22 protein-coding genes and 2 pseudogenes are annotated in these 26,066 nt (G+C 62.6%); 11 read left to right on the top strand and 13 right to left on the bottom strand.

The annotated features are described in order from the left end of the window. The first annotated feature begins 359 nt into the window (after positions 1-359). From HWY05_RS17730 to HWY05_RS17720, 3 genes are all read left to right on the top strand, one after another. Positions 360-1,004, top strand: coding sequence for an MBL fold metallo-hydrolase (locus tag HWY05_RS17730; RefSeq protein ID WP_176059075.1), 645 nt, complete (start codon positions 360-362; stop codon positions 1,002-1,004). Beyond that, positions 1,001-1,627 carry an exonuclease gene (locus tag HWY05_RS17725; RefSeq protein WP_176059074.1) on the top strand — a complete coding sequence of 209 codons (627 nt, stop codon included), beginning with the start codon at positions 1,001-1,003 and terminating at the stop codon, positions 1,625-1,627. Before HWY05_RS17730 ends, HWY05_RS17725 begins: the two co-directional genes overlap by 4 nt. Before the next feature lie 89 nt (positions 1,628-1,716). Next, complete coding sequence (locus HWY05_RS17720; RefSeq protein ID WP_012431468.1) at positions 1,717-2,175, top strand: Lrp/AsnC family transcriptional regulator; 459 nt, start codon at positions 1,717-1,719, stop codon at positions 2,173-2,175. Positions 2,176-2,219: 44 nt separating this feature from the next. Here the strand turns inward: HWY05_RS17720 and HWY05_RS17715 are convergent, their stop codons facing one another. The 3 genes from HWY05_RS17715 to HWY05_RS17705 form a co-directional block, all read right to left on the bottom strand. Then, positions 2,220-3,437 (bottom strand): cation diffusion facilitator family transporter, encoded by a 1,218-nt coding sequence (locus HWY05_RS17715; RefSeq protein WP_176059073.1) that lies wholly within the window; start codon positions 3,435-3,437, stop codon positions 2,220-2,222. A gap of 300 nt (positions 3,438-3,737) precedes the next feature. Beyond that, positions 3,738-4,040, bottom strand: coding sequence for an H-NS histone family protein (locus HWY05_RS17710; protein WP_035553963.1), 303 nt, complete (start codon positions 4,038-4,040; stop codon positions 3,738-3,740). Between the two features lie 395 nt (positions 4,041-4,435). Continuing rightward, on the bottom strand, positions 4,436-5,098 hold the full coding sequence (locus HWY05_RS17705; RefSeq protein WP_176059072.1) for a pyridoxamine 5'-phosphate oxidase family protein: 663 nt from the start codon (positions 5,096-5,098) through the stop codon (positions 4,436-4,438). 280 nt (positions 5,099-5,378) lie between these two features. Between HWY05_RS17705 and HWY05_RS17700 the strand changes: the two genes are divergently transcribed. Then, a complete protein-coding gene (locus tag HWY05_RS17700) occupies positions 5,379-6,590 on the top strand; it encodes an MFS transporter (RefSeq protein WP_176059071.1) in 1,212 nt (403 codons plus the stop codon). A 258-nt stretch (positions 6,591-6,848) separates the two neighbouring features. Then, positions 6,849-8,534, top strand: a complete 1,686-nt coding sequence (locus HWY05_RS17695; RefSeq protein WP_347880809.1) for a collagen-like triple helix repeat-containing protein — start codon at positions 6,849-6,851, stop codon at positions 8,532-8,534. A gap of 173 nt (positions 8,535-8,707) precedes the next feature. On the opposite strand, the gene HWY05_RS17690 is transcribed toward HWY05_RS17695, so the two are convergent. The 3 genes from HWY05_RS17690 to HWY05_RS17680 all read right to left on the bottom strand — a co-directional run bounded on the left by HWY05_RS17690 (position 8,708) and on the right by HWY05_RS17680 (position 12,510). Further along, a complete protein-coding gene (locus tag HWY05_RS17690; RefSeq protein WP_035562500.1) occupies positions 8,708-9,724 on the bottom strand; it encodes a cupin-like domain-containing protein in 1,017 nt (338 codons plus the stop codon). Positions 9,725-9,826: 102 nt separating this feature from the next. Then, complete coding sequence (locus HWY05_RS17685; RefSeq protein ID WP_176059070.1) at positions 9,827-10,972, bottom strand: branched-chain amino acid ABC transporter substrate-binding protein; 1,146 nt, start codon at positions 10,970-10,972, stop codon at positions 9,827-9,829. A 434-nt stretch (positions 10,973-11,406) separates the two neighbouring features. After that, positions 11,407-12,510, bottom strand: coding sequence for a nitronate monooxygenase (locus tag HWY05_RS17680; protein ID WP_176059069.1), 1,104 nt, complete (start codon positions 12,508-12,510; stop codon positions 11,407-11,409). Between the two features lie 284 nt (positions 12,511-12,794). Between HWY05_RS17680 and HWY05_RS17675 the strand changes: the two genes are divergently transcribed. Both HWY05_RS17675 and HWY05_RS17670 read left to right on the top strand, forming a co-directional pair. Continuing rightward, on the top strand, positions 12,795-13,493 hold the full coding sequence (locus HWY05_RS17675; protein WP_035553973.1) for a dienelactone hydrolase family protein: 699 nt from the start codon (positions 12,795-12,797) through the stop codon (positions 13,491-13,493). Between the two features lie 205 nt (positions 13,494-13,698). Next, positions 13,699-15,216, top strand: coding sequence for an amidase family protein (locus HWY05_RS17670; RefSeq protein WP_035553975.1), 1,518 nt, complete (start codon positions 13,699-13,701; stop codon positions 15,214-15,216). 70 nt (positions 15,217-15,286) lie between these two features. On the opposite strand, the gene HWY05_RS17665 is transcribed toward HWY05_RS17670, so the two are convergent. The 6 genes and pseudogenes from HWY05_RS17665 to HWY05_RS17645 form a co-directional block, all read right to left on the bottom strand. Then, a complete protein-coding gene (locus HWY05_RS17665) occupies positions 15,287-16,579 on the bottom strand; it encodes an MFS transporter (protein WP_035553978.1) in 1,293 nt (430 codons plus the stop codon). A 288-nt stretch (positions 16,580-16,867) separates the two neighbouring features. Continuing rightward, on the bottom strand, positions 16,868-17,179 hold the full coding sequence (locus tag HWY05_RS17660) for a high-potential iron-sulfur protein (protein WP_035553981.1): 312 nt from the start codon (positions 17,177-17,179) through the stop codon (positions 16,868-16,870). 253 nt (positions 17,180-17,432) lie between these two features. Then, entirely contained in the window at positions 17,433-18,539 is a 1,107-nt protein-coding gene (locus HWY05_RS17655) for an NAD(P)/FAD-dependent oxidoreductase (RefSeq protein ID WP_176059068.1), read from the bottom strand. 361 nt (positions 18,540-18,900) lie between these two features. Beyond that, a pseudogene (locus HWY05_RS38640) lies at positions 18,901-19,089 on the bottom strand (DUF4148 domain-containing protein); the annotation flags it as partial. 138 nt (positions 19,090-19,227) lie between these two features. Beyond that, positions 19,228-19,326, bottom strand: a pseudogene (locus HWY05_RS38350) (hypothetical protein); the annotation flags it as partial. Between the two features lie 256 nt (positions 19,327-19,582). Next, a complete protein-coding gene (locus HWY05_RS17645; protein ID WP_035553985.1) occupies positions 19,583-20,560 on the bottom strand; it encodes an AAA family ATPase in 978 nt (325 codons plus the stop codon). 268 nt (positions 20,561-20,828) lie between these two features. Between HWY05_RS17645 and HWY05_RS17640 the strand changes: the two genes are divergently transcribed. Then, entirely contained in the window at positions 20,829-21,332 is a 504-nt protein-coding gene (locus tag HWY05_RS17640; protein WP_035553987.1) for a hypothetical protein, read from the top strand. Between the two features lie 136 nt (positions 21,333-21,468). Further along, positions 21,469-22,266, top strand: coding sequence for an endonuclease/exonuclease/phosphatase family protein (locus tag HWY05_RS17635; protein WP_035553991.1), 798 nt, complete (start codon positions 21,469-21,471; stop codon positions 22,264-22,266). Positions 22,267-22,399: 133 nt separating this feature from the next. Here the strand turns inward: HWY05_RS17635 and HWY05_RS17630 are convergent, their stop codons facing one another. Next, on the bottom strand, positions 22,400-23,395 hold the full coding sequence (locus tag HWY05_RS17630) for an aldose 1-epimerase (protein ID WP_051980641.1): 996 nt from the start codon (positions 23,393-23,395) through the stop codon (positions 22,400-22,402). 338 nt (positions 23,396-23,733) lie between these two features. On the opposite strand from HWY05_RS17630, the gene HWY05_RS17625 reads away from it, so the two are divergent. Together HWY05_RS17625 and HWY05_RS17620 are read left to right on the top strand one after the other, a co-directional pair. After that, complete coding sequence (locus HWY05_RS17625) at positions 23,734-24,786, top strand: LacI family DNA-binding transcriptional regulator (RefSeq protein WP_176059207.1); 1,053 nt, start codon at positions 23,734-23,736, stop codon at positions 24,784-24,786. A gap of 117 nt (positions 24,787-24,903) precedes the next feature. Then, on the top strand, positions 24,904-25,923 hold the full coding sequence (locus tag HWY05_RS17620) for an ABC transporter substrate-binding protein (protein WP_134961169.1): 1,020 nt from the start codon (positions 24,904-24,906) through the stop codon (positions 25,921-25,923). Positions 25,924-26,066 lie beyond the last annotated feature (143 nt).

The raw sequence follows: 26,066 nt of genomic DNA, 5'->3' as shown, positions 1-26,066 counted from the left end.
CGTCACGGCAGTTAAGTCCGTAGCAGGCGCGTGGCACCTGGCTGGGCAAGACGTGTGCATCGAAAGCTCGATACTTGATGGCTGTCCAGCAGTGCGACAGCCCAAACTTGAGTGGCGATCCGCGTGCCCATTTTTGATGGGGACGCATCGCCTTGTGGCATGCCCAGTTCCCTAGGCATGGGGTGCATTATACCCAAAAGAAATTTTTGAGATGACAAGCGCTTGAAAACCTTGATGAATTTTCACGCTTGCTGCAAAAATAGGCGCGCCAAAGCCCGCTGGGCCGGGCGTTTCGGGCCCTGGGCGGGCGTAGCGCGCAGGCCGGTACAATCAACGTTTTTCCAGCGGCGCCCCCATCCATGAAAGTCACTTTGATCCCCGTCACGCCGTTTCAGCAGAACAGCTCGCTGCTCGTTTGCGAGGCAACCGGACGCGCGGCCGTCGTCGATCCGGGCGGCGATCTCGACGTCATCCAGGGCGAAATCGCGCGTCAGAACGTGACGGTCGAAAAAGTGTTCCTGACGCACGGCCACATCGATCACTGCGCCGGCGCGAAGACGCTGGCCACGCATTACGGCGTGCCGATCGAAGGCCCGCATCCGGACGAAAGTTTCTGGCTCGACAAGCTGCCGGACCAAAGCACGCGCTTCGGCTTTCCCGCGGCCGAGGCTTTCGAGCCGGACCGCTGGCTGCAGAACGGCGAGACCGTGCGGTTCGGCGACGAAACCCTCGAGGTCTATCACTGCCCCGGGCACACGCCCGGTCACGTGGTGTTCTTCAGCCGCGCGCACCGGCTCGCGCTGGTCGGCGACGTGCTGTTCGCCGGTTCGATCGGCCGCACGGATTTTCCACGCGGCAATCACGCGGATCTGGTGCGCTCGATCCGCGAAAAACTTTGGCCGCTCGGCGACGACGTCACCTTCGTGCCGGGCCACGGACCCACGTCGACGTTCGGCGCCGAACGCCGCAGCAATCCCTACGTCGCCGACGGAGTCGAGGCATGAGCAGCGAAATCTATGTGAGCACCGACGTCGAAGCGGACGGCCCAATTCCCGGTCCCCATTCCATGCTGAGTTTCGCCTCGGCCGCCTATACCGAAGACAAGCAACTGATCGCCACTTTCTCGGCGAACCTGGCGTTGCTCAACGGCGCGAGACCGCATCCGGTGCAGGAAGCGTGGTGGAAGACGCAGCCCGAAGCGTGGATCGCCTGTCGTAAGGACCTGCAAGATCCCGCCGCCGCGCTGACTGCCTATGTGGATTGGGTTGAAGCGCTGCCGGGCAAGCCGGTGTTCGTCGCGATGCCGGCCGGCTTCGACTTCACCTATATGTTCTGGTACATGATGCGTTTTGTCGGCCGTTGCCCGTTTTCGTGGTCGGCGCTCGACATCAAGACGCTCGCGTTCGCGATGACCGGCCTGCCGTATCGCAAGAACATCAAGCCGCGCTTCCCGAGACACTGGTTCGACGAGCATCCGCACACGCACGTCGCGCTCGACGACGCGATCGAACAGGGCGCGCTCTTCTGCAACATGCTCAAGGACCTGCGGGCCGGTCAGGCTTTGTTGGCCGCCGCCAAAGATGGGGACGGCTCAGGACAAAACGCCGCTGAGAAACCGGCAAATTAGGTAATCTCCCTCGACCAGGCCGTTTTACATTGCGTTTCGTTTTCGAGCCCTCTACCATGCGTTGATAGGCGACGCTAACGGAGGCGCAGTTGACACTCGATACGTTCTCACAAAAAATCCTGCGCCTGCTGCAGCTCGACGCACGCCGCTCCGTGCAAGAAATTTCCGACCAGGTCGGGCTGTCGAGCACGCCGTGCTGGCGGCGAATCAAGGACATGGAGCAGTCGGGGGTGATCCAGCGCTACACGGCGCTGCTCGATCGGGAGAAGCTGGGATTGCATGTGTGCGCGTTGGCGCATATTCACCTGACGCGCCACACCGAGGGCGGCGTCGAGCAGTTCGAGCGGGAAATCGCCACCTGTCCGGAAGTCACCGAGTGCTACAGCACGACCGGCGAATCCGATTACATCCTCAAGATCGTCGCGCCGGACATCAAGGCGTACGACAGCTTTCTGCACGAACGCATCTTCAAGATTCCGGCGGTCGCGCAGGTGCGTACGAGCGTCGTGCTGCGCGAGATCAAGTTCGATACGCAATTGCCGCTTTGAGCGGCGGCCGCCGGTTGAGCGGTGAGTTACCCGGCGCTATGCGCTTAATGATTTTTGACGAGATCGGCGGACGGATCAGCACCGGCCGCTCTCGCAGGACCGTTTTCATCCAGCCTCACATCCCATTCCTGTAGCACGTTCAGCTTGCGGGCGCCAAGGCGGCTCTTAAGCGCCGCCAGATCGACGCTCGCGAGATCGGGCGCGCTACCGCTCAATGTGCGCGAAGGCAGCACCAGATCGACATCAAGCCCCGTGCTCAGGTAGTGAATGTCGACTGCGGCGGCCTTCAGGCCGGCCCCAGCCAGCGCCGCATCGATCTCACTCGTCACTTGCTCCCGGTTCGGCAGATCGACCGGCGGACGCGCCAACGCATCGTTCTCCGGATCGACATGGATCAGCGCGTCGAGCACGCGGCTGTCGCTCAACACGCGCATGCGCGCCGACTCGGCAATGTAATGCCCCTCCGACACCGAGATCAGCGGATCGACCAGGATATGCGCATCGACCAGCGCGAAATCGCCCATCTTGCGCGTGCGCAACTCATGCACATCGCGTACACCCGGCGTGGACAGCAAAAGCGTGCGCATGTCGGCGGTGGCGGCGTCGTCGAGCGCGCGGTCGGACAGATCTTGCAGCGCGTCCCAACCGAAGGTCCAACCCATGCGCGCCACCATAAAACCGACGATGGCCGCGGCAATCGGATCGAGCAAACGCACGCCGGCGAGACTGCCGATAATGCCGATCGCGACCACCAACGAAGATGCGGCGTCGGAACGCGCATGCCATGCATTGGCAATCAACATAGCGGAACGCACACGTTGCGCTTCACGCAGCATGTAGCGAAACAGTCCTTCTTTCGAAATCAGGACGAACACCGCGACCGCGAGCGCACTCATATGCACGGCCGGGATACTCTGCAAATCGGCGAGGCGCGTTCCGGCACGCCACAACATCCCGACGCCGACCGCAATCAGCAGCGCGCCGAGAAATAATGACGCCACCGTTTCATAGCGGCTATGTCCGTAATTGTGATCCGCGTCGGGCTTCACGCCGCTATGCCGATTGGCAATCAGCACGACAAAATCGGAAATCAGATCGGCAAGGGAATGAAACCCGTCGGCGACCAGCGCCTGCGAATGCGCAACGATCCCGACGACGATTTGCAGCGTCATCAACCCTGTATTGAGCGCAATACTGACGAAGGTACTTTTGCGCGCAACGCGATGTTTTTCGGCGGACTGGCCGGCGGCGAGGGAAGGCATCGAAGAAGCCGTAGCAGAAACTCAATCCGCGCATTCTACCCGGCGCATCTCGCAAAGCATCGGAATAACCTTAAAAAATCCTTTTAAATCAGCCGCTTATCAAAATGAAAAGCATTCGCGTTCCGGTTCCTTGAAGTGCTTGTGACAAAACCCCCGCAGCGTTTTCAAGCGCAATAAAAAAACCGCGCCCTGACAGGTACGCGGTTTTCTGGTTCGTCACCGTTGCGCGCTATTGGCGCAACTGAGTGACGTGATTCGTAATACCTATAGACCAGCGGAATTAGCCGCCAGCCCAGAGCATTACTTCTGGATCAGAAACTTCTCACGATCCAGACCTGCGATCCAACGCGGCGGTTTGCCACGGCCGGACCACGTGCTGCCGCTATCCGGATCGCGATACTTCGGTGCGACGCCTGCGCGCGGACGACCGGCTTTAGCGCCCTTTGCGGCACGGCCACCGCCGAGTTCAGTCAGCGAAATGCCGTAGTCGGCCATTTTCTGCTTGATCTCATTCAACACTTCCGCGTATTCACGCGACTTCGCTTCTTCGATCTGCTTTTCAAGCTTCTCGCGCTGAGCGAGTAGTTCCTTGTAGGAAGACATAGGTTCCCTTGTGGTATGGATAAATGACTGCCAGTCTTAAGCCAGCTTGCCCTTTGAAGGTGATCATGCCTCGGAATTTGATGGCGAGATTAACACAAAATAGAAAGACTACAAAAGCGTCCGCGTAAAATTAATCCAGAAACGTTTCAAAAAATTTCCAAGACATGCGGCTGTTACATGTTCCCTTTCAATTAGCCCATTCCGTATTTCGCTAAAAGTTCCTAGTCCGCATCCTTAATTATGGGATTAACTAGCAAAACATGAAAATTACGATGGCGATCCAGCATCAACATTTCATGGCATGAGAGCTTCAACATGAAATGTCGGAACATATTGCGGCCCGCGCGCCGCGCTGTTATTGCCGCATGAGTGTTTTCCCCGAATCGCAATAAAACCTAATTCGCGTAGCGCTGGATGCAATCTTCTAGCGCCCCATGCAAGGATTCAGTATTCAGTTTGGCATCGTCGAAGACGAACCGGCTGCGCGCGCCATCGCGTTTCAGATCGGCGCCATATCGATCGACACCGAGCAATTCCAATCCGTCGACGTGTCCCGCATGCCGGGTGAAGTGATCGATTAGCGCGTTCTCTTCATCGAAAATGAGCGGGGGCAACGGATCGAGTTCTGCGCCGCCCAGCCAGCCCATCGCGCCGAAGCCGCCGATATAACGCAAACGCTCAAGCCGCATGACCCAGAACGTGAAATCGCCGAGCACCAGATAGCGCTCCGCGTCGGGGTGATAGCGCAGGTAGCGGCGCACGATTTCAGGGCTCGAATCGATCGCTTCGAAGGTGCCCAGCAGGGTGACGCGCTGGCCGCTCAGTACATCGCCGTCGGGTGCGTCGACCGCCAGAAAACCGGCGCGCGGATCGGCGTGCAGGTTGTGGGTATGCTCGGCGAGCCGGCTCACCAGAATCGTCGGCCGATGCTGCAAGTCAGGCGCGAACGGCAACACCGACGGATAAGGAAAACCTTCCGGCTGGCGCGCGTGAGTGGCCAGCGTGCCGACAGCGGCCGTGTGCAACAGATGGAGCGGAGCGTGAGCGGGGATATTCAAGTGCGCGTTCCTCGATAGATAGGCGGCGGATATCGGTGAGACCGACGGGTCGTCGAGACAGAAGGCTGACGGCTGACGGCTGACGGCTCTTTTAATGTCGTAGTCACGGCAACTCAGGACAACTCAAGCGGAGTCGAATCGCCTTGATTCGAAACGCATCGAGCCGCCCTCTTGTCAGTGTTGGATCATCCGGTTCCAAGCATAAGACAGCACGCTTCGTTAGAATCGAAAATTCGCTTTCAAAGCGCTTTCTCCCGCTTCAACCCTCCAAGAGATGTCCGTGTCCGACCGTTCCGCCGAATTCGCCGCCCTCCCCGCCGCTCACCGCGAGCTCACCGACACCGCTCGCCAACGCGCGCGCGTCGCCACGATGGCGGTGTTCTTCATCGCCGGCATGATGTACGCGTCGTGGGGGGTGCATGTGCCGACGGTGCGCGACCGCTTCCATCTGAACGCGGCGCTGCTGTCGTTCGCGCTGCTGGCCGTGGCGGGCGGCTCGATCGGCGCGATGGCGGCCAATGCTTCGTGGATCGCGCGGGTCGGCACACGGCGCGCGTGCCTGACCGGCGGGCTGGTGATGGCGGTCTGCGCAGCGCTGATTCTGGTTGTGCCGGCCTACTGGATGCTGCTGATCGTGCTGGCGATTTTCGGCGCGGGCATGGCCACGCTCGACGTCGCGATGAACGCCGAAGCCAGTGCTGTCGAGAAAGCGCTCGGCAAGCCGATCATGTCGTCGCTGCACGGCATGTTCAGCGTCGGCGGGATGGTCGGCGCAGCGGTCGGCGGTGCCTTGCTGGCGCACGGCATGGCGCCCGCGGTGCATCTCGCGCTGGCCGCGACGGTTAGCGCGCTGGTGCTGGTCGTCGCCTGCCCGTCGGTGTTGCCGCACGTGCCGCACGAGAATCATCCCGATGCCGCGACGCCGCGCGCCAACCGCTGGCGCTCGCCGGCGCTGTGGGCGCTCGGCGCGATGGCGCTGGTCGCGTTGATCGCCGAAGGCGCCATGTACGACTGGGCGACCGTCTATATGCGCGACGTCGTGCTTGCCACGCCCGCGCTTGCCAGTGCGGCCTACGCGGCGTTTTCCGGCGGCATGGCGGCCGCGCGTTTTGCCGGCGACGTGGTTCGCGCCCGCTTCGGCGCACCGCAACTGGTGATGGCCAGCGCGACGCTCGCCTGCGCCGGCATGGTCGGCGCGCTCCTGCTGCCGAATTCGGTGGCCGCGCTGATCGGCTTCACGCTGATGGGACTCGGCCTCGCGAACATGATGCCGGTGCTGTTCGCGGCGGCGGCGAGCGTCAAGGGCATCCACGCGGCCGAAGGGCTCGCGCACGTCGCGGGGTTGGCGTACTTCGGGCTGATGCTTGGGCCGGTGATTATCGGCGCGGTGACGCAGGCGACCAGTTTGCCGATTGGGTTGTCGGTGGTGGCGGTGTGTTCCGCGTTGATCGCAATTGCCGGGCCGAAGGTGCTGCGGCGTTTGAAGATCTGAGGCGCGGGCGCCTCGTGAAGGCGTCGGCGCGTGCGACAGGCATGCGAAAACACGCGCCTTACGTTACGTTACGCACCGCCGACGGCCTGAGTTGTTCCGCGACACATCGCGGATATCGGGCTACTGCGTATTCTGGCGGCGCTTCTACACGTCGTTGATTTATATGAATTTATTTGGCCACGCAACGGCGAAAATGAAAATGGCATAGGCCTTGCAGTTAGCTTCCCCAACAGTCTTCAAACTACGGGGGAGCCAATCATGAATCGCAATTTCAAACTGTCGGCGATCGCTATGTGCGTGTCGTCGATGATCATCCTCACAGGATGCGGCAGCACGTTGACCGGCGCGGGGATGACCGGCGCCGGGGCGGCTGGCGGGGGCGCTGGTGCGGGGGCTGGAACTGGCGGAGGAGCTGGCGGCGGATCGGGTGGTGGCACGCCCACACCCACACCCACACCCACACCCACACCCACACCTACACCTACGCCCACTCCGACGCCGACGCCGACGCCGACGCCGACGCCGACGCCTACCCCAACACCGACGCCGACGCCGACTCCGACTCCGACGCCTACCCCAACACCGACGCCAACGCCAACGCCAACACCAACACCGACGCCGACACCAACACCCACCAGCGCCAACCCCATCGGCGTAGTCGTCCAGAACACCGGCAACGTGATCACCGCCACCGGCCAAACCGTCGCCGCGGTCGGCAGCCAGATCGGCCTCACGCCGATCCCCGGCACGAATCCGGCCACCACCACCGCGCTCGGCAATGTCGTGTCGAATCTCGGCAACGGCGTCACCGCGGTCGGCACGGGCGCGGCGAACGGCCTCGGCCAGCTCGGCAATTCGACCGATCCGCTCGGCACCACGCTCGCGAGCAGCGGCAATCTGGTTGTCGATACCGGCCAGGCCGTCAACAGCGCCGGCCAGCTCGTGACGAGTCTCGGCAGCGGCCCCACCGCGCCGCTCAGCCCGCTGACCACGCCGCTCGGCAGCACGGTCTCGACGGTCGGCAACGCGGTTAGCGGTCTCGGCACGCAGCTCGGTTCGCAACTGACGAACGGCCCGATCCAGCAGGTCACGCAGACCCTCAGCACCACGATCACGCCGATCACGAGCACGCTCGCGCAGACCACGCAAACCGTCGGCGATACGACCGGTCTCGGGGCGCCGCTGAACGGTCTGCTGTCGACCATCGGTCACGGCCTCGACAGTGCCGGCGGCCAGATCAGCGGTGCGACCAGCAATCCGATCGGCCAGAACCTCGGCAACGTCGTGACCAAACTCGGCGACACGGTCACGTCGGCGGGCGGTCTGCTGACGGCCGGCGGCACCAGCGGCAGTAATCCGCTCGGCGGCCTCACCGGCATTCTGAATCCCGGCAGCGGCGGCTCGGGCAATCCGCTGAGCGGCACGCCGCTCGCGCCGTTGACCAGCATCCTCACCGCGTTGCCCGGCACACTGAGCGGCGGCCTGACGGGCGGCAGCGGTAGCGGCCCGCTCGCGCCGCTGACCAACGTCATCAGCACCTTGACCGGCAGCGCCGGCGGGACGGGCAGTCCGCTTGCACCATTGACCGGCGTCGTCAGTTCGGTGACCGGCGCGTTGAGCGGCGCAGCAGGCAGCGGCAGTCCGCTTGCGCCGCTGACCGGCGTGGTGAGTTCGGTCACCAGCGCACTGAGCGGCGCGGCCGGCGGCGGCAATCTGCTTGCACCTGTGACGTCGGCAGTGTCATCGCTGACGGGCGCGCTCGGCTCGGCAGCGGGCTCGGGCGGTAGTAGCGGCAGCGGTGGCAGTGGCGGCAACCCGCTCGCGCCGGTCACCGGTCTGTTGAACAGCGTCACCGGCACCTTGACCGGCGCGGCGACTTCGGCCGGCGGCGCCACGGGCGGTGGATTGCTCGGCGGTCTCGGCGGCCTCGGAACCAAGAAGTAACGAAGACGAATAACGGCAGCAAATAACGACGCGAAAGAAACAGCGTCGAAGGGGGGCGGCGAACCGGGCAACCGGTTCGCCGTTTTTTTATCGGCGCGTGCCAGCGCGAGTGGTCAAGTCACGTGGCTTAAGAGCCCATCACGCGCAGTCGGCACCGTGAGCACCGAGTCGCATCACAGCTCGTGATACGTAGCGTAATGACGGGACAAATCGTTACCACGCAGAAAATTGGTGAACGTCATCGTCACCGACGCATCGAGTCCTTCGACGTAATGCCACCAGCCGATCGGCAAAAACAGTAACTCGCCGGGCGCGAGCGTGCAGTCGAGTAACTGCGTGTTTTGCATCGACGGGAAACGCTCGTAGTCGATCGCGGCGCCGTCCACCTGCGAATAACAATGCAGATGGTTCGCCATATGCGGCGTATCGGACAACGGCGCCAACCTGATCCGCTTACGGCCGATCACCTGCGCCATGAAGTTATTGGTCAGGTCATGATGAAACGGCGTCCGCGTCCCGGCCGGTCCCATCCAGAAGAATCCGGTATCGGCCGACGCGGGATCGAGATACTCGTCAATCACCGGCACATCGGACCATAAGGCGGCGAGCGCCGCGCGATTATGCGAGGTGTTATTCGCGGTCATGTAGAAATCGTTGGTCGGGCCGCTGCGCTCGACCAGATCGACATAATCGGCGAACCGCATCATGCGCTTGAGCTTCGGCTGATTGATTTCGTAGTTCGCATCCGACTCGCGGCCGAACTGCACTTCCACTTCGCAATCGCCGCAACGCTCGCGGAAATAATCGAACCGCCATTGCGTGCGCGCGGGCCAGAAATCGAATGCACCGGTCATGATCACCGGCCGGTTCTGACAGTAGTACTGCTCGAAGAACACATCGCGCGGCAAACGCTCGCGCCGCTCGATTTCGCCGCTACCCGAACGCATGCGATTGAGCGTGCCGTACACCGACAAAATCCAGTCGCGCTTACGCAAACGATTGCGCAAACGCGCGGCCCCGTGAAAATAAGGACTCGCGAGTACCGCATCGATTTCCCGAGCCGATTCCTCCGCGTCGAAACCATGTTCGAGTAGCGCGCCATGCAATGCATCCGGCTGGGCGTCGAGCATCAGATTCTCGGCGATCCAGCGGCGCCAGTCGTCGTCGAATGAACGGGTCACGGTCGTCACGGCGCTCTCCCTCAAAAGAAAAGGCACGCGAACCTTGCGGCGCGCGTGCCTTTTAATCAGCGGATCGAAGACAGGCACAAAGCCGTCTTCGGTCACGCGAATTTACATCTTCACTACGTCGAGCAGCGTCTTCTTGCCGGCCTTGTAGTTGTACAGCGAGATCACGCCGTGTTGAAGGTCACCCTTCGAGTCGAACGTGGTTTCGCCGATCACACCCTTGTAATCCGTTGCCGGCATTGCTGCCAGGATCTTCGCCGGATCGGTCGAGTTAGCACGCTTCATAGCGTCGACGATGATGTACACAGCGTCATACGTGAACGGTGCGTAGATCTGGATCGGCTGACCGAAACGCTTCTGATACTTGGCGAGGAACGCCGGGCCGCCAGCCATCTTCTCGAGCGCCATACCGGCTTCCGAGCAGACGATGTTGTCGGTTGCGTCACCCGCCAGGTCAGCCAGCTTGTCGGTACACACGCCGTCGCCAGCCAGCACCTTCGCACGCAGGCCGAGCTGCTTGGCTTGCTTCGCGAACGGGCCGCCGGTTGCGTCCATACCGCCGTACATGATCGCGTCCGGGTTTTCGCCCTTGATCTTCGTCAGAATCGCGCGGAAGTCGACAGCCTTGTCGTTCGTCGCGTCATGCGACATCACGTTCAGGCCCAGCGACTTGGCGGTCTTTTCGAATTCGTTGGCGAGACCCTGGCCGTAAGCGGTCGAGTCGTCGACGATGGCGACGCTCTTCACTTTCAGGCCCTTGGCTGCGTAGTTAGCCAGTGCCGGACCTTGTTGCGCATCGGTCGCGACGACGCGGAACGTCGTCTTGAAACCTTGTTGCGTGTAAGCCGGGTTCGTTGCCGACGGCGAGATCTGAACGATGCCTGCATCGCTATAGATCTTCGAAGCCGGAATCGACGTACCCGAGTTCAAGTGACCAACCACGGCGACGACCTTATCGTCGACCAGCTTCTGCGCGACTTGCGTAGCAGTACGCGGGTCGGCTGCGTCGTCTTGTGCGTCGAGTTGCAGCGTGATTTTCTGGCCACCGATCGTGAGGCCCTTGGCGTTGATTTCTTCAACCGCCAGGCGCGCGCCGTTTTCGTTGTCTTTACCCAGGTGAGCGATACCGCCGGTCAGCGGTGCAACGTGGCCGATCTTGACGACCTGGTCAGCTGCCGCGGAAGTTGCCAACGTTGCGAACAGCATCGCCGCAGCGCTGATCGGCAACAGCTTTTGAATCTTGATGTTCATGTAAGTCTCCAGTTTCGGTCCCAAAAACAACGTAATCGCCCTGTGCCCCCGCTTCCCCTACACGTGTCGCTCAGTCCCGTGGACGACCACGCCGGTTGCATCGTTCATGCACTTGGCCAGCACGCCCGCCAACCTGTTTGTGGCAGGCGGCAAACCGTACTTGCGCGCAAGTGTAGGCCATCAAATTAAATTGTGGGACTTTTTTGAGGAAGTGGGATCAACACTAATAGCGTTTATCCAACAGGCGCCGATTCCGCCTGGAGAGACTCGCTGGAGAGCACCAGCCCATGCGGGTTTCCGCTATGTCGGGCTTTCGTCTAACCGCGCGGCCTAAAGCTTTTCGCGACTTAAACCGTTAATGTTTCAAATAGGCTTTGTGCTTAAAAATAAGGCGCGCCGCCGGGCATCGCGGGGCGCGCCTGATGCATGCCGAATCAGCGTTGTTGCGCGGCGATCCGCGACGTCGCCGCATGCCACTCCTGTTCGAGTTGCGCCATCAGTTCGGCGGCACCGATCCCCTCCGGGCGCGCGCGGCCGAGCGGTGCGCCCTGCCCCGACCAGAGCGACAGATAATCGGCGTTCTGCGCGCGACCCGCACTCTGCCGCAACTCCTGCGTCAATGCGTTTTGCACCGGATACGGCGCGACCTTTTGCGCCGTATCGCTCAAACGCTGCATCAATGGATTGCGTATGCCGCGCGCATGTCGACCGGTGATGGCGCGCGTCACCGAGGTCGATGTATCCGACATGTCGCGCACGCGGGTTTTCCAGGCCTGGGGAATTGCGCTCTCGCGACAGGTGAGAAACGCGGTGCCCATGGCCGCGGCTTGCGCGCCGAGCGCGAGCGCGGCGACGATGCCACGGCCGTCCATGATGCCGCCCGCCGCGAGCACCGGCAGCCCGGTCGCGTCGACCAGTTGCGGCACGAGCGCGAGGGTGCCGACCAGCGCATCTTCGAACGCGCCGATGAAGGTGCCGCGATGCGCGCCCGCCTCCGCGCCTTGTGCCGCGATCGCATCCGCGCCCACGTCGCGCCAGGCGACGCCTTCGGCGGTATGCGTTGCCGTGCCTATTACATATAGACCGGCGTCATGCAAACGCGCGATGTCGTGCGCCGGCAGCAAGCCGAACGTGAAGCTCGCCACCGGCACGCGCAACTCGATCAGCATCTCCAGTTGCGCGCGGAAATCCGGCGCGTAGCGTTCGAGCGGCTGGCCAGGCGGCAGCTCGAACTCGGCGCGCAACGGGTCGATGGCTTCGAGCGCGCGCCGCACGGTGGCGTCGTCCGGCGCGGCCGGATCGAGCACGAACAGATTCACGCCGAACGGTCGATCCGTCAGCGCGCGAATCGCCGCGACTTCGCTCGCGATCTTCTCCGGCTGCAATGCGGCGCCCGCCAGAAAACCGAGGCCGCCGGCATTCGAGACTGCGGCGACCAGCGCGGGCGTAGTCGCGCCGCCGGCCATCGGTGCCTGAACGACCGGCACGCGCAACGCGAAACGTTCAGCAAACGGTGTCACAAAACGGACTTCACTCATGATCGGTTCCTTTGGGTCATGCGCTCGCGGCAACCGCAAGCCGATAGCTTCGACTGTATAGAGAGGGGCCACGGCCGGAAAATGAATAATCGAGAACGTTTCAATCGTCTTACGAGATTCATGCCGCGCACGCGTTGTCACCGTGCTTTCTCAGCGCGCGTTGGGGCTCGCTGCAGCGCATTTCTTTTTTTGGCAAACTGACCGCCCGCTTCAGGCATTCAGGCCTCCGGCATTCATTCAGACCGACCTCATGCGAAAACGCACGCGGGTCTATGGAGAGCACCATGAGCATCACGTCCCGCTGGATCGACATTCCCGCCGGCAACGACAGTTTCGGCGGATACCTCGCGCTGCCCCAGGGCGGCAAGGGACCGGCCGTCATCATCATTCAGGAAATCTTCGGCGTGAACGGACATATCCGCTCGGTCGCGGATCAGTACGCGCAGGACGGCTATGTGGCGCTCGCGCCTGACGTGTTCTGGCGAGTGCAGCCGCGCGTCGAATTGACGTACGAAGGCGCGGATCGCGCGAAAGGCGTCGAACTGATGCAGAAGCTCAACGTCGACGAAGCCGTGTCCGACATCGGCGCAGCCGCCGCCGCATTGCGCGCGATGCCCGAAGTGACCGGCAAGCTTGCAGCGATTGGTTACTGCTTCGGCGGCCGGCTGGCTTATCTGGCAGCGGCGCAAGGCACGCTCGACGGCGCGGTCGCTTACTACGGCGGCGGCATCCAGAATCAGCTCGACGAAGCCGCAAAGATCAAGGTGCCGATGCAATTCCATTACGGCGAACTCGACGCGCACATTCCGTTGTCCGCCGTCGGAGAGATTCAGGAGCGTTTCGCCGGCCGCGCCGACGCCGAGTTTCACATCTATCCGAATGCGGATCACGGCTTCAACTGCTCGGAGCGCGCTTCGTATAACCAGCGCGCGTCGGCGCTCGCGCATGGGCGCACGCTGACGTTTCTTGGCGAGCGGCTTTGATGTGCGCTTGAATCGCGCTTGATTGGCGTTTGATTCGCCTTTAACTCAGTTACTCTCCTGAAGACGGCGCGTCCGCGACTCGCCGTCTTTTTTCATGTGCGGCGATTAGCCTGAAACCCGAACGACGCAACATCCAGTCGAACGGGTTGATCGGGCGCATGAAAAACCACCCGGTTCACCCTTCGAAAGCGAGGACTTCTCCGTCGTGCTATCAGACTATCTCGCCCATGACGCCATCGGCCTCGCCGAACTCGTGAGAACTCGCCAGGCGAGCGCTCGCGAGTTGCTCGACATCGCGATCTCGCGAACCGAGGCCGTCAATCCCGCGATCAACGCCATCGTCCTGAAAGACTACGACGCGGCCCGTCACCGTGCATCGCGCGACGACGCGAGCCGGGCCAACGGCGCGGACCCCGCGGATAGCACGAGCGCGCAAGCAGCGTTGGCCGGCGTGCCGTATCTGATCAAAGACCTGGGCGCGCCGGTTGCCGGCTTGCGCATGGCGATGGGCAGCCGCCACTATCGCCATTTCATTCCCACGGAAGACGCGCCCGTCGTCGCGCTCTCGAAAGCGGCCGGCCTCAACATCTTCGCCAAGACCAGTACCTCCGAACTCGGTCAGATGCCTTATACGGAGCCCGAACTGTTCGGCGCGTGCCGCAATCCGTGGAGTCTCGACCACACACCGGGCGGTTCCAGCGGCGGCTCGGCGGCGGCGGTGGCTGCGGGCATCGTGCCGCTTGCACACGCGTCGGACGGTGGCGGGTCGATCCGCATTCCCGCTTCGTGCTGCGGACTGTTCGGTCTCAAACCTTCGAGGGCTCGCGTGCCGCGCGTCGCGCCGCCGGGTGCCGGCGATCTCGGCGTCGATCACGCGGTCTCGCGCAGCGTGCGCGATAGCGCGTTGCTGCTCGATCTGCTGTCGGGTAATGCGCAGCGGCCACTCGGCGCGCCCGGCACTTTTCTCGGTGCGAGTCGCGAGCCGTGCAAGCCGCTGAATATCGCGTACGTTACCGAGCCGATGCTGGCGCCCGTGCTCTCCGCCGACTCGCGCGCCGCGCTCGACGACGCCGCGCAGCTCGCCATCTCGCTCGGTCACAACATCGAACCGGTTTCGCTCGGCATCGACTTCGCGACGGTTCGTCACGCGTTTCTTATGCTGTGGTCGGTGACAGCGGAAGAATTGGTGCTGAACGCAGATCGCATTACGGGCCGCAAACCGTCACGCAGCGAATTCGAAATTTCGACGTGGGCCATGGCGCACATGGGCCGCAAGCTCGGCGAGCGCGGCTTACCTTCCGCGCTCGAAGAACAACGTCGCATCACCGCACGCCTCACGGATCTGCTGAACCGCTACGACGTGGTGTTGTGCGCCACGCTGGCCGCGCCGCCGATCAAAATCGGCGAGATGCATCCCACCTCGGCCGAGCGGATCCAGATGCGCGCGGTCAGCGCGTTGCCGATCGAGGCGCTCATGAAAAAGCTGCTGACCGAGGCGTCGAACAAAGCATTCGCGTGGGCGGGCTGCACGGAGCTGTTCAATCTGACGGGTCAACCGGCGATGTCGGTGCCGTTGTACTGGAATGCGCGGGGTTTGCCGGTTGGCGTGCAATTCGCCGCGCGTGAAGGCGGCGAAGCGACGCTGTTACGTCTGGCCGCGCAACTCGAAACGGCGCGGCCGTGGTTCGACAAGCGACCGCCGTTGATGCAGGCTCGGAGTTAGACCGTTAGATAGTTTGACAGTCGGATTGCACAGATCAGGCCTCAACGCCTGATTCGAATCGGACCACACGTCACGCCGGTTTTCGCCGCGCGTCGAGATCCGCGTGACGCTTGCCGGGAATGCACGCCACCGCGACGATCGACAGCGCCAATCCGCTCATCACGTAGTAGGTCGGCGCGAGCGGCGAGCCGGTCGTGTCGATCAGCCACGTCACGAGAAGTGGTCCGAAACCGCCGAACACCATCACCGCGACGTTATAGGCGAGCGATAAACCGATCGAGCGCACGTTCGCCGGAAACAGCTCGGCGATCAACGCGCCGAACGGCCCGTAATAGCCCGACAGCGTGATCGACAGAAGCGCCTGCACAAGGATCAGTTTCGACACGCTCGGCTCCGCCGCGAGCCACGCGAACAGCGGATAGATGATCGCGAGCGTGATTCCCAGCGACCACAGCGACAAACCCTTGCGCCCGATCCGATCCGACCATGCGCCGGCCAGCGGCGAAAGCACCATCAACAGCAGATTGCCGACGATCACCGCATAGAAAGATTGCGCGTAAGGCAGCTTGAGTTGCTTCACGGCAAAGGTCGGCAGATAACTGATCAGTACATAGACCGTTACTGTGAGCGCGATCACGGAACCGAGCCCGCACAGCACGTCGCGGCTATGGCTTTTGAAGACCTCACTGAGCGTCGCGCGTCGTGCGGTTTTTTGCGCGTGGAGAAAGGCCTCGGAGTCGGCCAGATTCCGGCGAATATAAAAACCGACCGGGCCGATAATCAGGCCAATCACGAACGGCACACGCCAGCCCCAGGACTTCAACGCATCGGGCGATAAACCGTGCGAGATCGCCGCGCCCACCAACGCACCAAGCAGCAGCGCCGCCGCCTGGCTCGACATCTGCCAGCTACCGTAGAAACCACGTTTCGAGAACGGCGCCGCTTCGATCAGCAGCGCCGTCGAACTGCCGAATTCACCGCCCGCGGAAAAGCCTTGCAGCAGACGCCCGAGCACGATCATCAACGGAGCGCCGATGCCGATCGCCGAATACGGCGGCGCAATCGCCAGCAGCAGAATGCCGAGCGTCATCAGCGCGATGACGAGCGACAACGCCGCCTTGCGTCCCGCGCGATCCGCGTAGAGTCCGAGCACGATGGCGCCGATCGGCCGCATCACAAACGCGACGCCGAAGGTCGCGGTGGTCAGGAGCAACGACGTGTAGTCGCTGCCCGCCGGAAAGAACAACTGCGCGATCACCACGGTTAGAAAGCCGAACACGGTGAAGTCGTACCATTCGAGCGCGTTGCCGATTACCGCCGCGACGACGGCGCGCGTATTGAAGCTCTTTGACGCGGGTGCCATGCGAATCTCCAGCCGGCGAAATGGGTCCCGTGGTACGCCGTGTTCGCGCGAAGTGCGCGAGCGCGAACGTAGAAGAGCTACGTCAGTCGCAAGAATCGACTTGGAGTGTAAAGAGCGCACCCGCTGTTTTCAAGCAGCAATGCGCGCGGCGAAGCGGATAACGGCGGACAGCAAAAAGGCGTCTGTCGCAGGGAGCGGCAGACGCCTCAATGATCGAAGCTCGATCTCGCGCCGCGATGTTGCGGCGCACTTCGCGCGTCACTGAATGCGCGCGCGGTTCAAACGTAATCAGGCCTTCTTGTTATATGCACTGCACCAACCCTTGCTGGCGACCTGCTTGCCCGCGAACATCGGGCAGCCGCCCCATGCGTCGGTGGGCTTGGCTTGATAGAAGCTGCAGTTGCCGCAGTCCTGGCCCGCTGCGTATTTCGCGAACTTGGCTTTGTCGACTTTGCTGGCGTCGGCCTTGTAGCCGAGTGCTTGTGCGGTCGGATCGGTTTCGGCAACTTTCGGTGCATCGGCAAAAGCCGAGCGCGACAGCGCGAACGTGGACGCCACACCAATGCTGGTGATCAAAAACGTACGACGGGAAGATTTCATGGGGACTCACTCCATTTATACAGAACTGATCGCCGTTCTAGTGACAGCGGTCCCCAAGGATAGCAACGAAGCCGTCGCGCGTGACGGCCCAAATGATAGAGATAACCGAATCGGTACGCCCCTGCGCCAGAATGTCGCGCGGGAGCTTGAGCAGAGATTGCGCGCGATGAGAATGACTCGCAAAGAGAGGGGTGCGTGGTCTCTTTGCGGCCGATTTGCTGCCTGTTAAAGCAGGCGATGAATCCCGCTCGAACTACGCGCGCCCACTCAACTCGCAGACCCGCTGCGCGATCGCCAGCGACGCCGTCAATCCCGGCGACTCGATCCCGAACAGATTGACGAGCCCACGCACGCCATGCGCGGCCGGACCTTGAATCAGAAAGTCCGCAGCCGGCTCACCCGGGCCGGAAAGCTTCGGACGAATCCCTGCATAGGCGGGTTGCAGCGCGTCGTCGGGTAGCGCGGGCCAATACGCGCGAATCGCCGCGTAAAACGACTCCGCGCGATGGGGATCGACGTCGTAATTGATCGCGTCGACCCATTCGACGTCGGGACCGAAACGAGCCTGACCGCCGAGATCGATTGTCAGATGCACGCCGAGGCCGGCTTCGTTCGGCATCGGATAGATCAGACGGCTGAATGGCGCGCGCCCCGAAATGCTGAAGTAATTGCCGCGCGCGAGATAAAGCGGCGGCACGTGACGCGCGTCGAGTCCGCGAATCTGCCGCGCTAACGCATTTGCTTGCAGACCCGCGCTGTTGATCACGCACGCGGCGCTGATTGTGGTCGGCGCGCTGCCGCCGACCTTGATGATGAAGCGACCGTTGCTCGCTTCGATCGCTTCGACCGGCGCGTGAAATGCGCACACCGCGCCGTCGCGTTCGGCATCGCCCTGAATCGCCAGCATCAGTTGATGACTATCGACGATACCCGTCTGCGGCGAGAACACTGCCTCGACACATTCGAGCGCCGGTTCGAGCGCTTGCGCCTGATCGCCGTCCATCCGCAACAGGTCGAGCACGCCGTTCTCGCGACCCTTGGCCATGATGCTTTCGAGCTGGGGAATCTGGTTGCGCGAGGTGGCGACCAGCAGTTTGCCGCAGCGTGAATGCGGCACGTTGTGCTCTGCGCAGAAGTCGTAAAGCATCTCGCGGCCGCGCACGCAGAGCGCCGCCTTCTGCGAGCCGCGTGGATAGTAGATACCCGCGTGAATCACTTCGCTGTTGCGTGAGCTGGTGCCCACACCGATCGCTTCGGCGGCCTCCAGCACGATCACTTCACGCCCGCGCGCGGCCAGCGCGCGCGCCACTGCCAGACCGACCACACCCGCGCCGATCACTACACATTCGATTTGGTCCATGTCCCTTGACGCGGCTGACATCACCGCGCGCTGCCTCGTTCACCCGATAGTGATGAAGACAGGATGCGGCTATCGAGTGCCGCCCACCGCTCGCTGTCGAACGTTCCTGCCGTTTCTGCAACCGTTACGCAAATTGTACGACGCCGCACAGACGCAAATGCCCGCCGTCGGGAACGACGGCGGGCATTTGAATTCGGTCTTCAGCGGGTCAAACGTAGCGGCCAGACGAATCAGTGTACGCCGTCGAAGCGTGTGGCGCTCACTTCTTCGCGGGGTCTCGCGACAGCCTGCGCGGCGCGTGCCGTGCGCCGACGCAGAGACATCGCAGCTTCAGCGCAGAGACAGCAAACCGCGCAAACGTTTAGTTCTGCGTGCTCACCGTACGGCGCGATGCTTCGACCACCGAGCTCGTCGCTTGCGCGCGCGGCGGCGTGTAACCACCCAGCGCGAGTTGCTGCTGATAAGCAGGCGCGTTCGGGTTCACATTCAGTTCACCGTTGGCGCGAGCCTCGGCCAGTTCGGCTTTCACCTGAGCGCGCGTCTTCGGGCCGTTATCCGGCGTGGCGCGGACGCTGTCGGCGGAAACCGGCGCGTACGGATTCTGATTCAGTTCGCCGTCGGCGCGGGCCTGCACCACGTCGGCTTTAACCTGCGCGCGGCTCACACCGCTCGACTGCGTGTACGTAGCGACTTCGGGACGATACGAGGTTGCCGGACCATAGCCGCTCGCGAAAGCAGGGGCCGCGACAGCAACGGAGAAAAGCAGAGCGAGGGAAGCGGTTCTCATGATGGTTTCCAATAGTCGTTGAATTCGGGTTCTGTGCCTGGCGAGTGACGTCTGGCGCGGTGGCTTAGACGTCATGTCGATGGAGCTCAGTGTATTCCCTGACTATCGAAAAATTGGACCGATTGAAAGCAACTTAACGTCTCATAATCAGCAACAATTGCTGCGGCAATCTCCGCATTTACGGCAGGGATTCCCGCTTTGGCCGATAAAAAAGCCGCCCGGAGGCGGCTTTTCTACGAAAAACGGGCAAAAAACCTCAGAAACCAATAGGTTTTCGCCGATTTCCGTAGTCGAGGCGAATGTCGCCGGCTTCGATCCGATCGCGCCCGTCGATGCGCGCCGAGCCGAAGCCATTGAGAATCGCCCGGCGCATTTCGCGCGGCGACGCCGGCCTCAGCGCATCGAGCGCGCCGTCGCCGATCTGCTCGGGAAAGCGCTGCCCCCAGTTGTGCGCCGAGCGGATCTCGTCGTAGATCGATTGGGCGATGCGGCGCGCGCCCGCGTGATCCGGCGGCGGAATCTCATACACGTTCATCCGGTTCAAGATCGGCTCGGGGATCGAGCGTTCGTCGTTCGCGGTCGCGATCCAGATCACGTGCCCCGCGTTGATCGGAATCTCGGCGAATTCGTCGATGAAGGTCTGTGCCGTGTCGTGCTCCAGCAGCGCGTACAACGCGCCGAGCGGATCGTATTGTGAATCGCCGGTGGCCTTGTCGATTTCATCCACAGCAATCACGGGGTTCGCGTAGCTGCCGTTCACGAGCGCATCGAACACCTTGCCCGGCTTCGCGTTCTTCCATTGCGACGAGGCGCCCGACAGAATCCAGCCCGCCGTCAACGAACTCATCGCCACATATTGATAGGCGGTGCCGAGCAGGCGCGCCAACTGCTTCGCAAAGTGGGTCTTGCCGATGCCGGGGTCGCCGAGCAGCAGGATCGGCATCAGTTCGAGCCGGTCTTCGGTCTCGAGGCACAACGCGACCTGCTTGCGGATGTCGTCGAGCGGCGCTGAAAAGTTGGGCAGCGCGCCGATCAGATCGTCGATCGACGGCATCCGGTTCGGCTTGACGCAGAAACGCAGATTGCCGGTTTTCAGCATCTTTTCGTACATGGCGCGCAGTGCCTCGTTCGCGCCTTCGCCGAGATCGTTCAGCGCGGTCTCGACCTGATCGAGGTCGTACACCTGACTGAAAGATGCCACGGCGATTTCCTGTTTGACCATTGCTGTTGTCATCGCTCACCCCGTCTGGCTGGTCTTGCTGCAGCGGCCCCTGACTGGCGCCGTTTCAAGTCCAGTGTAACGACGACATATTCGTGTGCAAGCCAGCAGTCGTGCGGCTCTGCTGCTAACAACCGGTTGTTTTCGGGGACTCAAGCCCTCAACTGAAATGCATTGTTGCTGAACCCGGCCCCGTTTGGCGTGTCAGAAAAACGTTCTGCCCATCAGGCGTAAGATGACCGTCTGTCCATGCGGGCAGGTGCAGTGACCGGAGAATGCTTCTATGTGGAAAACCAGTATCCTGGCCGTGCTGCTCGGCACTTCGTTGCTCGCGAACGCGCAGCAACGTCCGGCGCAACAGGTCGTGCAGTGGCAGTTGCAGGTCATGCGCGACGGCCAGCAGATCGACTCGTTCGACGGCACCACCACGGTCGGCCAGGCACGCACGGATACCCATCACAAGGTGGTGCAACATAACGTCGGCTGTAAAGATCAGCCCGGCGGCAGTCTCGATCTGACGCGCACGCTGACCGTCTCGCCACTGCAGGCGGACGCGAACGAGGTCACGCTGTCGATCGAAGCGCAGGAAACGTTCGAGGAAGACGGCGCGCAGCAGACCGACACCGGCTGCAAGCTGCCGCCGCAACCGCGTCAGGTGAGCGCGAGCCATCCGGGACTGAAAGTGGCGGCGGGCCAGTGGGCGAGCTGGACGATCGTCGACAAGAATCCGAACCTGGTCTACCGCGTGAAGGCCAGCCTCGCGAATACGGCGACCAGTGCGAACTAGCCGAGCCTCTGCGAATGAGCGTGCAAACCACTACGCGCCCACCCGAACCCATCGATACGAGCCAGGCGCGAGCAACCCGCTGGCGACACGGGCCACATTAATGAAGCCCTCAAACAGAACACGTGGATAACGCGGCATGCGAAACCCCGAAGAATTGATCCGCGAAAGCATTGCGCCGAAGGACTTCATTGCGGTGAGCTGGAACCTGCACAAGGGCCGCACACCGCTCGGCTTTCAGGCGTGGCAGGCCATGCAGCGCTGGGTGCAATCCACTCACGCGGACGCGTATTTTTTGCAGGAAGCGATGGCGCGGCGCATGCCGTCGCCGGTGCTGGCGAGCAGTTTCGGCGCACCGGTCGCCGATCCGTTGAACGACGTGTGGCATTGCCAGGCCACCGAAATCGCGCGTGCGCTGGAGCTCGAAATTGCGCTCGGGCCGAACGTGTTCAAGCCGTCGTGGCGGCACGGCAACGCGATTCTGTCGCCGCATCCGCTCGATCTCGGCGGACGTTGGGACATCTCCGCGCATCGCTTTGAAAAGCGCGGGTTGCTGGTGGCGCGAGCCACGTTCGGCGGTCATTCGGTCACGCTGCTGTGTGCGCATCTCGCGCTGACGCGCTCGGCGCGATTGCGGCAGATGAACTGGATCGCGCACTGGATCGCGAAGGAAGCGCCCGAGGGTCCGCTGGTGCTGGCCGGCGATTTCAACGATTGGCGTAACGACTCGGTGCCGCTGTTCGGCGAGCACGGTTTGCAGGAAGTGGCGACGTTGCTCGGTGAATCGGGGCGCACGTTTCCGGCATTTTCACCGGCGCTCGCGCTGGACAAGATGTTCGTGCGCGGCATGAAGCCGATCGAATGGATTCAGCCGACGCAGGAGACGGCGTGGCTGTCGGATCATTTGCCGTATATGGCGCGCTTGCGGGTGGAGTGACGCGCGGTGGTGTGAAACAAAGACGGGCGACCTTATTAGGTCGCCCGTTTTTTTTGGCTTTGGCCACGAGCGCGTGGCGTGGTGCGTGGTGTGATGCATGGCGCGGCGTGATGCGTGGACTTGCGCCGCTCGCCTAGCCGCGTTGCGGCGTCCACTTCACCGTTGCAACCAGTTCCTCTCCCGCTAGCAACACACAGCCGCCCACCTGCTCACGCGGGCCGGCCGCATTGAAACAGTCCGTGGTATTCGTCACCGGTTCCACGCACAACTGCGGATCGTTGGCCGGCGCGTACACCACCATGTGATCGAACGGCGCGTCGGCGGTCATGGTCAGTTGACGGTGTTCGTCGGGCCACGCAATCGTTGCCTTGTGCGACCAGTTCGCAAAGTTATTGTCGAGATCGAACGCATCCGGCGACATACCTTCACGCAAGGCATCCACGGCGGGATGCGGGCCGAGATGCGTCGGCAGCACGTCGGCGTCGGCGTGCCACATGGCCCGCACGTCGGCCTGCACGCGAGTCGCCGCCGTGCGCGGATAGTACGGGTGATGCCCCATGCCGAACGGCATCGGCCGGTTGTCCAGGTTCTGCGCGGACAACGTGATGACCAACGCGCCGCCGCTCAGCGCAATGCGCTGCTGCGCGCGATAGCGAAACGGCCAGTCGCCGGGAATCCGCGCATCCGGTTCGTGTTCGAAATGCAAGTCCACCGAGCTTTCCGTGCGCGCGCCGACTCGCCACGGATGCCGCCACGCATTCCCGTGCAGCGCATGCGCAAAGCGCGTGTCGTTGCCGGCGAGATCGATCGTGACACCGTCGAACTCGAAGCGCGCGTCGCGAATCCGGTTGCAATAGGGGAGCAGCGGAAAGCTCGCCATCCGCAGCGGATCGCGTTCGGTGAACGCCGCCGATGTCGCCGGCCGCAGCCAATGCAATGGACCATCGGGCGTGACTTCGTAAAACGCGGCGAGCGCGCCGCCCACTTTGGGCGCAAGCACCGCGCGCAAGGACCCGGCTTGCAACGTCACAAGCGTGGGCGCAATGGCAGGATCGTCGAGCCACGCAAGCTCGTTAGGCGCCGCCGCCGTCGCGAGCGGCCGGTTCGAGTTCAGGGAAACGTCGCGCATGATCAGAAAAGGCGGGGCCTCGGACGAAGGCCGGCAGCAACGCGCATCGCTTGTCTCCTGTAGCGTGCCGCGCACTGCGCGCGGCCGGCGGACCCTGGAAGTCCGCGCGACCGAGAATCGCACGCCAAAGCGGATCGGTCAATATTATTAGTAATAAATTCACCAAAACACTGCCCTCATACGCGCATCACGCATTCCCAAATGGCGGGTTAGCGTGCGTTGCCGCGCACATATTATTAGTGGTACCGTCAGCACCACAATGCCTCGGCATGCTCCCGCTTTAGCGCCGCTGCAGTGCGGCCCGCACAATGAAAAAATCGACTCAACGCCGTCCCACCATGACCGACATCGCCAAGCTCACCGGCGTGTCGCAATCCACGGTCTCGCTGGTGCTGAACAACGCCACCGGCGCGAAGTTTTCCGAGGCCACCCGCACCAAGGTGCTGAAGGCCGCGCATGACCTCGGCTACCGCTTGTCGCTGCGCGAGGCGGTGCCGGCCTCGGCCGACGACCGCAATCTGATCGTCTATCTCGCCGACGAGATTTCCACCAGCCCGCATCCGGTCGTCAACGTCGACGGCGCGCGCGACGCGGCCTACGCAGCCGGCAAGATGCTGGCGGTTTATTCGACGCACGGCAATGCGGACATCGAAAAGCAGGTGCTCGACACGACGCTGTCCAACCCGCATGTGTTCGGCGTGATCTACGCGACCGTCTACACGCGCAAGGTGACGCTGCCGGCCGCGCTGTCGCAGGTGCCGACCGTGCTGCTGAACTGCTACGCTAGCGAAGGCGGCGTGTCGTCGGTCGTGCCGGCCGAAGTCGCCGGCGGTCATCTGGCGACCGACTATCTGCTGCAGTCCGGGCACCGGCGCATCGGCTATATCAACGGCGAACCGTGGCAGGACGCGTCGAAAGACCGTCTCAAAGGCTATCGCACGGCGCTCGCCACCGCCGACCTGCCGTACGCACCGGAACTGGTGCGCGACGGCGACTGGAGCTCGGGCCTCGGCTTCGAACTGGCGCTCTCGCTGATGCGCGAAACCAATCCGCCCACCGCGATTTTCTGCGCCAACGACCTGACCGCGCTCGGCGCGATCGAAGCCTTGAAGCAACTCGGCCTGCGCGTGCCCGAAGACGTCTCGGTGCTCGGCTACGACGACCAGGAAATCGCCCGCCACACGCACCCGCCGCTCTCGACCGTCGTGCTGCCGAACTACGAGCTAGGCCGCTGGGCGGTCGAAACCCTGCTGCAGGAAGAACAGAACCGCGCGGCCGGCGCACCGGTGCGGCATCGCATGGTGAAGCTCGATGGACCACTCGTCGAACGTGCGTCGGTCAGGGTAATTACCGAGGCAAAAAGGCCAGCAATTAATATTATTAGTGATTGACCGATAATAATTCCGAGTGGAATAATCGGCACGTCCGGTTGTGGCGGAACAGCGTCGGCCGGCAGGAGAAACACAAAAAGCAAATACAACCTACCTCACCAGGTACTGGAGGAAGACATGGCGTCGCTCAACACGCAGTCGCGCGCTCACGTGCGCAAGCAGCAGATTCGTCCGCTGGCGGGTTCGCTGCTGGCTCTGGCAATCGGTTTCGGCGTCGCCACCGCGCACGCCGACGACGCGTTGCCGAAGTTGCCCACCAAGACTCCGCTAAAGGTCGGCTTCGCGCAGACCGAAAGCAACAATCCGTGGCGTCTCGCGGAAACCAAGAGCTTCAAGGACATCGCGGCAAAGTGCGGCTGGCAGATGGTCATGACCGACGCCAACGGCTCCAACTCCAAACAGGTTTCCGACATTCAAAGCATGATCGCGCAGCACGTCGATCTGCTGGTGTTCCCGCCGCGTGAGGAAAAGCCGCTCGCACCGATCGTGCTGCAGGCTAAAAAGGCGGGCATTCCGGTGATTCTGGTCGACCGCGACGTCGATCAATCGGTTGCCAAGGCGGGCCGCGACTACATCACGTTCATCGGTTCGGACTTCATCGACCAAGGGCATCGCGCCGCTGACTGGCTGGTCAAGGCGACTGGTGGCAAGGCGAAGATCATCGAGCTCGAAGGCACCACCGGCGCGTCTGCCGCGAACGATCGCAAGAAGGGTTTCGACGAAGTCATCGCGAAGAACCCGGGCATGTCGATCATCGCGTCGCAAAGCGGCGACTTCGCGCGCGACAAGGGTCGCCAGGTGATGGAAACGCTGTTGCAGGCGCATCCGGACGTCACGGCGGTCTACGCGCATAACGACGAAATGGCGCTCGGCGCAATCGCCGCGATCAAGGCGGCCGGCAAGCAGCCGGGCAAGGATATCCAGATCGTCACGATCGACGGCACCAAGGGCGGCATGGATGCGATCGCCGCCGGCGAACTCGGCGCGAGCGTGCAGTCGAGCCCGTTCTTCGGCCCGCTCGCCTGCGACGTCGCGCAGCGTTACGCGAAGGGTGAAAAGGTGCCGACGTGGGTGAAGGTATCCGACCGTTTCTACGACAAGAGCAACGTGCAGCAGAACATGCAGTACGGCTATTGATTGATGGTTGACGGTGAAGCCTCCTGCAGCCTGGGAGGCTTCCTCGAAACAGCGTTGCAGCAGGACGTCATCCGCCTTTGAAAACCGTCTCCTCGGCGGGCGGTTGACGGGAAGGGTTCGAAGCGACGCGCCCGTGCCCGCAC

The sequence above is a fragment of the Paraburkholderia sp. BCC1876 genome (assembly GCF_902833695.1).
Taxonomy (GTDB): domain Bacteria; phylum Pseudomonadota; class Gammaproteobacteria; order Burkholderiales; family Burkholderiaceae; genus Paraburkholderia.
The sequence above is the reverse complement of the archived record's forward strand: the minus strand, read 5'-3'. Positions and strand labels throughout refer to the sequence as shown.

Excerpts from the sequence above, each read along its gene's own strand:
- HWY05_RS17730 (WP_176059075.1), top strand. The coding sequence starts at position 360 with ATGAAAGTCACTTTGATCCCCGTCACGCCGTTTCAGCAGAACAGCTCG.
- HWY05_RS17665 (WP_035553978.1), bottom strand. The coding sequence starts at position 16,579 with ATGGCACCCGCGTCAAAGAGCTTCAATACGCGCGCCGTCGTCGCGGCG.
- HWY05_RS17725 (WP_176059074.1), top strand. The coding sequence starts at position 1,001 with ATGAGCAGCGAAATCTATGTGAGCACCGACGTCGAAGCGGACGGCCCA.
- HWY05_RS17640 (WP_035553987.1), top strand. The coding sequence starts at position 20,829 with ATGTGGAAAACCAGTATCCTGGCCGTGCTGCTCGGCACTTCGTTGCTC.
- HWY05_RS17620 (WP_134961169.1), top strand. The coding sequence starts at position 24,904 with ATGGCGTCGCTCAACACGCAGTCGCGCGCTCACGTGCGCAAGCAGCAG.
- HWY05_RS17710 (WP_035553963.1), bottom strand. The coding sequence starts at position 4,040 with ATGTCTTCCTACAAGGAACTACTCGCTCAGCGCGAGAAGCTTGAAAAG.
- HWY05_RS17660 (WP_035553981.1), bottom strand. The coding sequence starts at position 17,179 with ATGAAATCTTCCCGTCGTACGTTTTTGATCACCAGCATTGGTGTGGCG.
- HWY05_RS17655 (WP_176059068.1), bottom strand. The coding sequence starts at position 18,539 with ATGGACCAAATCGAATGTGTAGTGATCGGCGCGGGTGTGGTCGGTCTG.
- HWY05_RS17625 (WP_176059207.1), top strand. The coding sequence starts at position 23,734 with ATGACCGACATCGCCAAGCTCACCGGCGTGTCGCAATCCACGGTCTCG.
- HWY05_RS17695 (WP_347880809.1), top strand. The coding sequence starts at position 6,849 with ATGAATCGCAATTTCAAACTGTCGGCGATCGCTATGTGCGTGTCGTCG.
- HWY05_RS17685 (WP_176059070.1), bottom strand. The coding sequence starts at position 10,972 with ATGAACATCAAGATTCAAAAGCTGTTGCCGATCAGCGCTGCGGCGATG.
- HWY05_RS17635 (WP_035553991.1), top strand. The coding sequence starts at position 21,469 with ATGCGAAACCCCGAAGAATTGATCCGCGAAAGCATTGCGCCGAAGGAC.
- HWY05_RS17715 (WP_176059073.1), bottom strand. The coding sequence starts at position 3,437 with ATGCCTTCCCTCGCCGCCGGCCAGTCCGCCGAAAAACATCGCGTTGCG.
- HWY05_RS17630 (WP_051980641.1), bottom strand. The coding sequence starts at position 23,395 with ATGCGCGACGTTTCCCTGAACTCGAACCGGCCGCTCGCGACGGCGGCG.
- HWY05_RS17675 (WP_035553973.1), top strand. The coding sequence starts at position 12,795 with ATGAGCATCACGTCCCGCTGGATCGACATTCCCGCCGGCAACGACAGT.
- HWY05_RS17680 (WP_176059069.1), bottom strand. The coding sequence starts at position 12,510 with ATGAGTGAAGTCCGTTTTGTGACACCGTTTGCTGAACGTTTCGCGTTG.
- HWY05_RS17645 (WP_035553985.1), bottom strand. The coding sequence starts at position 20,560 with ATGACAACAGCAATGGTCAAACAGGAAATCGCCGTGGCATCTTTCAGT.